11 protein-coding genes and 1 tRNA gene are annotated in these 10,179 nt (G+C 70.2%); 8 read left to right on the top strand and 4 right to left on the bottom strand.

Annotation, left to right across the window (positions count from 1 at the left end; all coding sequences use genetic code 11):
* A partial coding sequence (locus Q7T52_RS00055; RefSeq protein WP_304798207.1) for a hypothetical protein occupies positions 1–499 on the top strand: 499 nt, incomplete at its 5' end.
* 119 nt (positions 500–618) lie between these two features.
* Here the strand turns inward: Q7T52_RS00055 and Q7T52_RS00060 are convergent.
* A complete protein-coding gene (locus Q7T52_RS00060; RefSeq protein WP_304798209.1) occupies positions 619–1,848 on the bottom strand; it encodes a DUF4032 domain-containing protein in 1,230 nt (409 codons plus the stop codon).
* Between the two features lie 28 nt (positions 1,849–1,876).
* Positions 1,877–2,305 carry a redox-sensitive transcriptional activator SoxR gene (gene soxR, locus Q7T52_RS00065; RefSeq protein WP_304798212.1) on the bottom strand — a complete coding sequence of 143 codons (429 nt, stop codon included), beginning with the start codon at positions 2,303–2,305 and terminating at the stop codon, positions 1,877–1,879.
* A gap of 108 nt (positions 2,306–2,413) precedes the next feature.
* Between soxR and Q7T52_RS00070 the strand changes: the two genes are divergently transcribed.
* From Q7T52_RS00070 to Q7T52_RS00080, 3 genes are all read left to right on the top strand, one after another.
* Positions 2,414–3,142: an SDR family NAD(P)-dependent oxidoreductase gene (locus tag Q7T52_RS00070; protein ID WP_304798215.1), complete on the top strand. Its 729-nt coding sequence runs from the start codon at positions 2,414–2,416 to the stop codon at positions 3,140–3,142.
* 40 nt (positions 3,143–3,182) lie between these two features.
* Positions 3,183–3,255: transfer RNA gene (locus tag Q7T52_RS00075), tRNA-Thr, on the top strand.
* A gap of 37 nt (positions 3,256–3,292) precedes the next feature.
* Positions 3,293–3,703 carry an HNH endonuclease gene (locus Q7T52_RS00080; RefSeq protein WP_304798217.1) on the top strand — a complete coding sequence of 137 codons (411 nt, stop codon included), beginning with the start codon at positions 3,293–3,295 and terminating at the stop codon, positions 3,701–3,703.
* Between the two features lie 10 nt (positions 3,704–3,713).
* Here Q7T52_RS00080 and Q7T52_RS00085 read toward each other — a convergent pair whose 3' ends face one another.
* Together Q7T52_RS00085 and pdxY are read right to left on the bottom strand one after the other, a co-directional pair.
* Positions 3,714–4,751 carry an aldo/keto reductase gene (locus tag Q7T52_RS00085; protein WP_304798220.1) on the bottom strand — a complete coding sequence of 346 codons (1,038 nt, stop codon included), beginning with the start codon at positions 4,749–4,751 and terminating at the stop codon, positions 3,714–3,716.
* A 36-nt stretch (positions 4,752–4,787) separates the two neighbouring features.
* Entirely contained in the window at positions 4,788–5,639 is an 852-nt protein-coding gene (gene pdxY, locus Q7T52_RS00090) for a pyridoxal kinase PdxY (protein ID WP_304798222.1), read from the bottom strand.
* 122 nt (positions 5,640–5,761) lie between these two features.
* Between pdxY and Q7T52_RS00095 the strand changes: the two genes are divergently transcribed.
* The 4 genes from Q7T52_RS00095 to Q7T52_RS00110 all read left to right on the top strand — a co-directional run.
* Complete coding sequence (locus Q7T52_RS00095; RefSeq protein ID WP_304798225.1) at positions 5,762–7,411, top strand: GMC family oxidoreductase; 1,650 nt, start codon at positions 5,762–5,764, stop codon at positions 7,409–7,411.
* 5 nt (positions 7,412–7,416) lie between these two features.
* Complete coding sequence (locus tag Q7T52_RS00100; RefSeq protein WP_304798227.1) at positions 7,417–9,060, top strand: succinic semialdehyde dehydrogenase; 1,644 nt, start codon at positions 7,417–7,419, stop codon at positions 9,058–9,060.
* A gap of 18 nt (positions 9,061–9,078) precedes the next feature.
* Positions 9,079–9,570, top strand: coding sequence for a cupin domain-containing protein (locus Q7T52_RS00105; RefSeq protein ID WP_304798230.1), 492 nt, complete (start codon positions 9,079–9,081; stop codon positions 9,568–9,570).
* A gap of 214 nt (positions 9,571–9,784) precedes the next feature.
* On the top strand, positions 9,785–10,179 hold a 395-nt coding region (locus Q7T52_RS00110), incomplete at its 3' end, for an aldo/keto reductase (protein WP_304798232.1).

The following is a 10,179-nucleotide window of genomic DNA, read 5'->3' on the forward strand; positions in this document are numbered from 1 at the left end:
CCAGACCCGCGGCGGCAGCGGCACCGCCCCGCTGCGCGGCGGCGGCAGCTCCGCGCTGCTGCAGGTCGTGCTCTTCTGGGCCGGCGCGATCATGATGCCGCTCGGCATCGTCATCATCCTGCTCGGCTACTACGGGGTGGCCAACTCGGTCTACGAGTTCGAGCGCGAGGCCTACCAGACCTCCGGCGGCTTCCTCGGCCTCGGCGTCACCTTCCTCGGCGGGTTCCTCTACTTCGGGGCCTGGCTCGCCAAGATCGCCGCCGACAACAACGCCGCCTCCAACCGGCTCGCCGACACGCTGCTCGTGCTCGCCGACATCACGTCCAAGGCCGCCGCCACCATGGACCCGGTCGGCGACTCCTCAGCTCTGCCCGTCACCGCCGGTGACGGCACCACCGCACACCGCCGTGACTGCGCCCTCGTCAGCCACCGCGACGACCTGCAGCCCGTCGGCGCACGCACTGGCCTCCAGTCCTGCCGGGTGTGCAAGCCGAGCTGACCGACGAAGGAGGTCGAGCTCGGCTGAGGGTGGTCGAGCATCCCGGTCGCCGACCGAGCCCGCGAGGTCGCGAACGGGTGTCGAGACCTGGTGACGGACCTCGAGAAGCGAACGAACCGTCAGGGCTCGTCGACCGGTTCCGCGAGGGCGACGGCCTGCGCCTCGTCGGGCTTGTGGGCGAGGACGTTGTCGAGGTAGTCGCGCGCGGCGTCGAACAGGTCGACCTCCTGCGACGCGCGCTCGGAGAGGTACCACCGGTGCTGCAGCACCTCGTGGAACACCTCGGCGGCCTCGAGCTTGCCGCGCGCCCGCGCCGGCACCATCGTCGTGATGGGCTCGTAGATCTCGGTCAGCCAGCGCGACGCCACGAGGGCGCGGTCCTCGCGGCCGAGGTCGAAGTACGCCGTGAACGAGGCCAGGTCGTTGAGCAGCCGGCGGGCCTGCGTCTCCTCGACGTTGAGCCCGGTGAGGGCCTGCAGCTCGCGGCAGTGGTGGCCGAGCTCGACGGCCTTGGGCTGGATGCGGACCCAGTCGCCGCCGATGTCGGTGACGATGTCGAGCTCGTCGACGTCGAAGCCGAGGTCGTTGAGGCGCTCGATGCGCTGCTCGATGCGCCACATCTCGTCGGACCCGAACTCCTCCACGCCGGTCAGCTCGGCCCACAGGGCGGCATAGCGCTCGGCCAGCAGCTCGACGATCTCGTGGGCGGCGACCTCGTGGTCGAGGGACTCGCTGGCCTGGAGGTCGAGGAGCTCGGCGAAGACGTTCTCGGTGGCGACGGTGACGTCGTGCTCGCGCATCCCGTCGGACAGCTCGGCGCGCAGCTCGCCGGTCTCGGCGTCGACGAGGTAGGCCGCGAACTCGCCGGCGCTGCGCCGGAACAGCACATTGCTCAGCGACACGTCGCCCCAGTAGAAGCCGGCCAGGTGCAGCCGCACGAGCAGCACGACGATCGCGTCGACGAGCGACGGCAGGTTGTCGGCGGTCATCCCGTGCGCGAAGAGGCTGCGGTAGGGGAGCGAGAAGCGGAGGTGCTCGGTGAGCAGCGCGCTCGGGAGGTCGTCGCCGGCGGCGTCGGTGCGGCCGGTCACGACGCCCTGCGGGACGACGGCGGGCAGGCCGAGGCGCTGCAGGTCGCGCAGCAGGCGGTACTCGCGGAACGCGATCTCCTCGACCGTCTCCTTGACGGCGTAGGTCCGGCCGCTGAGCCGCACGATCCGGACGACGTGGCGCGACAGGCCACGGGGGAGCGGGACCACGTGGTCGTCGGTCCACTCGTCGAGCGGGGCCGCCCAGGGGAGCGTCAACAGCGCCGGATCGGGGCGGTTGGCGACGATGTGCAACGCCATGGGAGCACCGTAGACCTCCGGGGTGCCCTCAGGGCTCGAGCAGCACCGGACCGGGTCCGCGCTCGGCCATCTCGTCGCCGGGGTTGGTGAGGAAGCAGGACCGCAGGCTGAGGCAGCCGCAACCGATGCACCCGTCGAGCCGGTCACGCAGCAGCTCGATCCGCCGGATCTGCTCGTCGAGCCGCGGCCGCCAGGCGTTGCTGATGCGGTGCCAGTCGGACTTGGTCGGCGTACGCCCGTCGGGGAGCTCGGCCAGCGCGGCCTCGATCTCCGACAGCCGCAGCCCGACCCGCTGCGCCGTCCGCACGAACGCCACCCGCCGCAGCGTCGACTGCGGGTAGCGCCTCTGGTTGCCCGTCGTCCGCTCCGAGGAGATCAGCCCGCGGTCCTCGTAGAACCGTAGCGCGCTCGGAGCCACCCCCGACCGCTCCGCGAGCTGTCCGATCGTCAGCGTCATGGGGCCCAGTCTGCGCACCCACCCGCCCCACTTCAAGCATCATTGAGGTTCGGGTCCGCCGCGACGGCGCGGCTAGAACCTGTTCTAGTTCGGCGGTACGGTCCGGGCATGGGTGATCTGCAGGCACCGCGCGTCGTCGTCATCACCGGGGCGGCGTCGGGCATCGGCTTCGCCACCGCCGAGCTGTTCCGCGACCTCGGCGACACCGTGTTCGGGCTCGACATCGCGCCGACCGTGCCCGACGGCGTGACGTACGTCGAGACCGACGTCGGCGACCGGGCTGCGGTCGAGGCGGCGGTCGCCACCGTTACCGCGGCGCACGACCACATCGACGTGCTCGCCAACATTGCGGGCGTGGTGCAGTTCGGCCGCTTCCACACGATCACCGACGCCGAGTGGGACCGCGTCCAGACGATCGACCTCAAGGGTCCGTTCATGCTCATGCAGGCGGCGCTGCCCTGGCTCAAGGCCTGTCGCGGCAACATCGTCAACGTGTCGTCGGTGGCCGGCCACGTCCCGCAGCCCTACGCCGCGGCCTACTCGGCCGCCAAGGGCGGGCTCACCATGATGACCCGCTCGCTGGCCCTCGAGCTCGGTCCCGACCGGGTGCGCGTCAACGCGATCTGCCCCGGCTCCACCGACACCCCGCTCGTCGACGAGGTCGCCGCCACGTTCCCCGACGACCTCGACCCGCGGGTGATGGACCGGCTGATGATGATGCTGCCGGGCCGCAACATCACGCCCGCCGAGATCGGCTCGGCCGTCGTCTACCTGGCGTCCAAGGACGCGCGGATGATGACCGGCACGGTGCTGGCCTTCGACGGCGGCATGAGCTGAGGCCACTACGATGGGCCTGCTCGCGCCTGGCGCGGGCGTCGCCGCGTTAGCTCAGATGGCAGAGCGTTCGCCTTGTAAGCGAAATGTCGAGAGTTCGACTCTCTCACGCGGCTCCGAGAGTGTCGGTACTGCCATTTAGCATCGACAAACATGTTCGAATGTCGCGGATGTGGGAGTGAGATCCCCCGACGGGGTTCTCTCGTTCGCTTCTACTGCAGCAACCGTTGCCAGCGCGAGTCCGAGCGCCGCGACAACGTCGCTAGGTGGCTCGCTACCGGTGAAGGCAGCGTCTGCTCGAGGCCTGACCACTACATACGGCTCCACATCGCAGCGGAGCAGGAACGGCGATGCGCGATATGCAACCTTCCGGACCTCTGGCAGGGCCTCGAGCTTCGGTTCGTGCTGGATCACATTGACGGCGACTCCACCAACAACCGTCGCGACAACCTCCGTCTCGTCTGTCCCAACTGCGATTCCCAGCTGCCGACCTACAAGAACCGCAATCACGGCAAGGGCCGGCATGCGCGGCGTGTCCGTTACGCCAACGGGAAGTCCTACTGACTCGTCGACCTCAGGCCGTGCGTCGCCGCCTCAGGAACGGCTGCTCGAGCGCGGCGGGCGAGTAGCCCTCGTCGCCGGGCGAGACGTTGCGGCCGGGCGGGACGATCTCATCGATCCGGTCGAGGACGTCGCTGGTCAGCGTCACGTCGACGGCGCCGAGCTGCGACTCCAGCTGCGACATGGTGCGCGGGCCGATGATCGGCGAGGTGACGCCGGGGTGCTGCATGACGAAGGCCAGCGCGAGGTGGACCATCGTGATGCCGGCGTCGTCGGCGAGCAGGTTGAGCTGCTCGACGGCCTCGAGCTTGGCCTCGTCGTCGAAGAAGCCCGGCATCATCTTGGCGCGGTTGCTGTCGGGAGCGTCCTGGCCCTTGCGGACCCTGCCCGTCAGCCAGCCGCCGGCCAGCGGGCTCCACGGGAGGACGCCCAGGCCGTACTTCTCCGCGACCGGGAGCACGTCGGCCTCGATCCGCCGGAAGAGCAGCGAGTACGGCGGCTGCTCGGTCACGTAGCGCCGGAGGCCGTGGCGCTCGGCCGTCCACTGGGCCTCGACCACGTGGTGGGCCGGGAACGTCGACGAACCGAAGGCGCGGATCTTGCCGGCCTGCTGCAGGTCGGTCAGCGCGGAGAGGGTCTCCTCGTCGGACGTCACGTCGTCGGGGCGGTGCACCTGGTAGAGGTCGATCCAGTCGGTCTGCAGCCGGCGCAGGCTGTTCTCGACCTCCTGCACCATCCAGCGGCGGGAGTTGCCGCGCTTGTTGGGGTCGCCGCCCTCCTCGCCCATCGCGACGTCCATCGGGCCGTGGAACTTGGTGGCCAGGACGACGTCGTCGCGGCGTCCCTTGAGGGCCTTGCCGACGATGACCTCCGACTCGCCCTGCGAGTACATGTCGGCGGTGTCGACGAAGTTGATCCCGGCGTCGAGCGCGGCGTGGATGATCCGCGTCGACTCGTCGTGGTCGGGCTCGCCCCACGGCCCGAACATCATCGCGCCGAGGCAGAGGGGGCTGACCTGCATGCCGGTGGGTCCGAGGTTCCTGTGGTCCATGCCGTCCACCGTAGGCAGGCGCCGGTGACGAGGCGGTCAGCGCAGCTGACGCGCCTCGAACCGGGGCGGCGGAGAGGCGATCGCGTCCTGGGCGGCGACCAGCTGGATCTCGCGGGTGCCGGCGGCCAGCGTGGCCTCGAGGACCGCATAGACCGACGAGGTCGTCAGCTCGAGCGCCCGGGCCGGGGAGCCCGTCGTACGCAGGTGGGCGAGGTAGAGGGCGGCGGTCACGTCGCCGCAGCCGTTGGGCGTGATCGGGAGCAGCGGGGTGGTGACGACCCAGGCGCCGGCGTCGGAGACGGCGACCACGTCGAGGGTGTCGGGCGCCGAGTCGGTGTGGAGGACCGAGGTGACGAGCACGTCGCGGGGCCCGAAGACGCGCACCTCGTCGACGGCGTCGAGCACCTCGGCCAGCGTGGTCGTGGTGTGGCCGGCGAGGAAGTCGAGCTCGAAGTGGTTGGGCGTGACGATGTCGGCGTGCGGCACGACCCGGTCGCGGAGGTACTCCGGGATCCCGGGCTTGACGAACATCCCGCGTCCCACGTCGCCCATGACCGGGTCGCAGCAGTAGACGGCGTCGGGGTTGAGCTCCTTGACCCGCGCCACCGCATCGAGGATGACCATCCCGACGGCCGGGTCGCCCTGGTAGCCGGACAGCACGGCGTCGGCGCTGCCGAGCACGCCGCGGTCGTCGATGCCTGCGATCACCTCGCGCACGTCGGCCGGGTCGAGCAGCGGGCCGCGCCAGGCGCCGTAGCCGGTGTGGTTGGAAAAGTGGACGGTGAGCACCGGCCAGACCTCGTGGCCGAGCCGCTGCAGCGGGAAGACCGCTGCGGAGTTGCCGACGTGCCCGTAGGCCACCGACGACTGGATCGAGAGGATCTTCACGAGAGGGATTCTTGCGCTTGTGAACCGGTGACGGGAAAACTAGAACGCGTTACAGTTGCCGCGATGTGGGCTCGCCCACACCTCCAGCACCCAGCAGAGCGACGAGAGCGGGCAGGTCAGGCATGGCGAAGAGGCCGGATTACCAGGACGAGGCCGACTACGTGGTGGTCGGTTCGGGCAGCTCGGGGGCGGCCATCGCCGGCCGCCTGGCCGAGTCCGGCGCGAGCGTCATCGTGCTCGAGGCCGGCAAGTCCGACGAGAAGTTCCTGACGAAGAAGCCCGGGATGATCGGGCCGATGCACTCGGTCCCCGAGATCAAGAAGACCGTCGACTGGGGCTACTACTCCGTGCCGCAGAAGCACCTGCTCGACCGCAAGATGCCGGTCCCGCGCGGCAAGGTCGTCGGCGGCTCGAGCTCCATCAACGGCATGGTCTACGTCCGCGGCAACCGCGCCAACTACGACTCCTGGGCCGCCGAGGGCAACACCGGCTGGGACGCCGACACCGTCAACGCGGCGTACAAGAAGATGGAGGACTTCGAGGACGGGGAGGACACGTTCCGCGGCACCGGCGGCCCGATCCGGATCACCCGCAACAAGTTCCCCCAGGAGGGGGCGCTGCAGTTCCTCCAGGCCACGGCCGACGCGGCCGGCTGCAAGATCCTCGACGACTACAACGGCGAGTCGCAGGAGGGCGTGAGCAGGATGCAGCAGAACGCTGCCGACGGCCTGCGCTACTCCGCCTCCCGGGGCTACATCCACAACCTCGCCCCTCGCACCCTGCAGCTGCAGAGCGAGGTGCTGGTCACCAAGGTCGTCATCGACAACGGCCGCGCCACCGGCGTCGAGGTCACCGACGTCAGCAAGAAGGGCGGCGGTGCCAAGCGCACCGTCCGCGCCGGCAAGGAGGTCATCCTCGCCGCCGGGTTCGTCGGCTCGGCGCAGATCCTCATGCTGTCCGGCGTCGGGCACGCCCAGCACCTCAAGGACCACGGCATCCAGGTCGTCGCCGACCTGCCGGTGGGCGACAACCTCCACGACCACATGTTCCACGCGCTGACGTTCCACGCGACGTCGAGCAAGAACCGCGGTACGGCGCCCTACTTCGCCCAGGGCATCGTCCGCGAGATCCTGCGTCCCGGCACGACCTTCCTCGCCAACTCGGTCTTCGAGGTCCTCGCGTTCCTCAAGACCTCGCAGGCGGCGTCCTCGGGCGACGTGCCCGACCTCCAGCTCCACCTGCTGCCCTGGTCCTACGTGTCGCCCAACCAGGACGAGCCGATCCGTCACGACGTCGACCCCCGTACGTCGCTGACCGTGCTCGCGACGCTCATCTACCCCAAGAGCCGCGGCACCCTGCGGCTCGCCTCGGCCGACCCGACGGCCTCGCCGCTCATCGACTTCCAGTACCTCTCCGACCCCTCCGACCTCGAGGTGCTCGGCGAGGGCTCCGAGCTGGTGCGCGACATCATGGCCGGCGCCGCGTTCGGCGGCTCGGTCAAGGAGGAGATCCACCCCGGCAAGGACGTCAAGGGCCAGGCCCTGCGCGACCAGATCCTCAACCGCGCGACGTCGGTCTACCACGGCGTCGGCACCTGCCGGATGGGCGTCGACGAGCTCGCCGTCGTCACCCCCGACCTCAAGGTCCGCGGCATCGACGGGCTGCGGGTCTGCGACGCCTCGATCATGCCGTCGATCACCGGCGGCAACACCAACGCGCCCGCGATCATGATCGGCGAGCGCGGCGCCGACCTCGTCCTCGGAAGGGGCTGACCGTCATGTCGGCACACACCACGGCACACACCACGGCACGGACCACGGCACGGGCCACCCAGCGCCCGGCGTCGGTCACCGACGCGCTCCTCGACCAGCTGGTCGCCCGCGTCCCGTCCACCAGCGGCGGCACCCTTCGCGACGGCTCGTCCCTCGCCTCCTCAGGGACTACCTGGAAGCTCACCGAGGTCTACACCGGTGAGGTCCTCGTCGAGCTGCCGCAGTCGACGCCGGCCGACATCGAGCAGGCTTTCGTCGACGCGCGTGCCGCCCAGGCCGAGTGGTCGCAGTGGCCGCTGGCCAAGCGGCTCAAGGTCTTCAACAGGGCCCACGCGATCTTCGTCGACAACGCCCAGAAGACCGCCGACCTCATCCAGGTCGAGAGCGGCAAGAACCGGCGGATGGCGATCGAGGAGACCTGCGACCCGCCGATGGTGATGAGCCACTACATCAAGCATGCGCCGCGGCTGCTCAAGCCCCACAAGGTCGGCGGGCCGGTCCCGTTCCTCACCACCTCGACGGCGATCCGCCAGCCCAAGGGCGTCGTCGGCGTCATCGCGCCCTGGAACTTCCCCTTCGCCACCGGCATCTCCGACGCCGTCACCGCGCTCATCGCCGGCAACGGGGTCGTCCTCAAGCCCGACAACAAGACCGCGCTCTCCCCGCTCTGGGGCATCCAGATGCTCGAGGAGGCCGGTTTGCCGAAGGGCCTGTTCCAGGTCGTCTGCGGCGAGGGCCCCGACGTCGGGCCGACTCTCATCGACAACGCCAACTACGTCATGTTCACCGGGTCCACCGCGACCGGCCGCGTCATCGGCGAGCGCGCCGGTCGCAACCTCATCGGCGCCTGCCTCGAGCTCGGCGGCAAGAACCCGATGATCGTGCTCGACGACGCCGACATCGACGAGGCCGTCCAGGGCGCCGTCTTCGGCGTCTTCGGCAACACCGGCCAGATCTGCATGCACATCGAGCGGGTCTACCTCCCCGAGTCGCGCTACGCCGAGTTCCGCGACAAGTTCGTCGCCCGGGCCGAGGGGCTCGACGTACGCGCGTCCTACGACTTCGGGCCCGAGATGGGCTCGCTCGTCTCGCCCGACCACCGGGACCGCGTGCAGCACCACGTCGACGACGCGGTTGCCAAGGGCGCCACCGTCCTCGCCGGCGGCAAGCCACGCCCCGACCTCGGCCCGGCGTTCTTCGAGCCGACGATCCTCGAGGGCGTCACCACCGACATGCTCGCCGGCGCCACCGAGACCTTCGGCCCGGTCGTCGCGCTCCACCGCTACCACACCGTCGACGAGGCGGTCGCGCTGGCCAACGACACCGACTACGGCCTCAACGCCTCGGTCTGGGGCACCGACCTCGAGGCCGCCGAGGGCGTCGCCCGCCGCATCCACTCCGGCAACGTCAACGTCAACGACATCCTCGCGACCGCGTTCGCGTCCAAGGGGACGCCGTCGGGCGGCGTCAAGCAGTCCGGCGTCGGCGCCCGCCACGGCGACCAGGGCCTCACGAAGTACACCGACGTGCAGAACCTCGCCGTGCTCAAGAAGCAGGTCATGGGAGCCCGGCCCGGCCAGAACTACGACGACTACGTCAAGGGGATGCTCCAAGGGCTGAAGATGATGCGCAAGGCGCGGATCCGCTAGCACTCCTAGTCTGCTCGCATGTCACTTCCGCGAGGGCGGAGCTATCCGCCGGACACCTACCACGGCACCGACGGCGAGGTGTCGGCCTGGCTGCGGCGCTCCTCGGAGCCCGCCGACATCACCTACCGCACCGGCGGCACGTGCGAGTACGTCGCCACCGGCGACCGCACCGACGGCCGTTTCGGGCTCTACCGCTGGACGTTCGGCGAGGAGGAGACCGGGCCGGACGCCCACTTCCACCGCTCGATCAGCGAGCAGTTCTACGTGCTGTCCGGCGAGGTGCGGCTGTTCGACGGCGCGGACTGGGTGACCGCGCGGTCGGGGGACTTCCTCTACGTGCCCGAGGGTGGCGTGCACGGCTTCCGCGGCGGCGGGGGCGCGTCGATGCTGCTGATGTTCGCCCCCGGCGGCCCGCGCGAGGACTACTTCGAGACGCTGGCCCGCGGCGAGGAGATGACCGAGCAGCAGCGCGCCGAGTTCATGCTGCGCCACGACACGTTCTGGGTCTGAGCCGCGCGGGCGCGTGGGTGGGTCCGAGCCTCAACTCGTGCGATCGCACGAGTTGGTCGCTCGGGAGGTGGGTTGGTGGGGTCCGACTCGTGCGATCGCACGAGTTGGCGCCCCGGGAGGCGGGCTGGCCGCGCCCGACTCGTGCGATCGCACGAGTCGGCCCCCCGTGACGCCAGTGGGGAGAGCCGTCGGTACCCCTCGCTAACGTCGAGGCATGAGCGACGACGTACGGATGGACTACCGCCCCCTCGGTGACTCGGGCCTGATGGTCAGCGCGGTCGGCATCGGCTGCAACGCGTTCAGCCGCCGCGTCGACCTCGCCGGTGTCCGCGGCATCCTCGACGCCGCGACCGACGTCGGTGTGACCCTGCTCGACACCGCCGACATCTACGGCGACCCGGCCGGCGGCAGCGAGGAGCTGATGGGCGAGGCGCTGCGGGGCCGGCGCGACGACTTCGTGCTGGCGACCAAGCTCGGCGGGAGCATGCGCGGGCTCTACGGCGACGACCACGGTGTCCGCGCGTCGCGGCGCTACGTGCGCCGCGCCGTCGAGGAGAGCCTGCGCCGCCTAGATCGGAGAGCCACGTCTGACACCAGTCACTATGGCAC

The organism is Nocardioides sp. (assembly GCF_030655615.1).
In the GTDB taxonomy this organism is placed as follows: domain Bacteria; phylum Actinomycetota; class Actinomycetes; order Propionibacteriales; family Nocardioidaceae; genus Nocardioides.

What these genes read in the sequence shown, in the direction of transcription:
- Q7T52_RS00085 (WP_304798220.1), bottom strand. Translation starts at nt 4,751, where the DNA reads ATGGACCACAGGAACCTCGGACCCACCGGCATGCAGGTCAGCCCCCTC.
- soxR (WP_304798212.1), bottom strand. Translation starts at nt 2,305, where the DNA reads ATGACGCTGACGATCGGACAGCTCGCGGAGCGGTCGGGGGTGGCTCCG.
- Q7T52_RS00060 (WP_304798209.1), bottom strand. Translation starts at nt 1,848, where the DNA reads ATGGCGTTGCACATCGTCGCCAACCGCCCCGATCCGGCGCTGTTGACG.
- Q7T52_RS00095 (WP_304798225.1), top strand. Translation starts at nt 5,762, where the DNA reads ATGGCGAAGAGGCCGGATTACCAGGACGAGGCCGACTACGTGGTGGTC.
- Q7T52_RS00070 (WP_304798215.1), top strand. Translation starts at nt 2,414, where the DNA reads ATGGGTGATCTGCAGGCACCGCGCGTCGTCGTCATCACCGGGGCGGCG.
- Q7T52_RS00080 (WP_304798217.1), top strand. Translation starts at nt 3,293, where the DNA reads ATGTTCGAATGTCGCGGATGTGGGAGTGAGATCCCCCGACGGGGTTCT.
- Q7T52_RS00105 (WP_304798230.1), top strand. Translation starts at nt 9,079, where the DNA reads ATGTCACTTCCGCGAGGGCGGAGCTATCCGCCGGACACCTACCACGGC.
- Q7T52_RS00100 (WP_304798227.1), top strand. Translation starts at nt 7,417, where the DNA reads ATGTCGGCACACACCACGGCACACACCACGGCACGGACCACGGCACGG.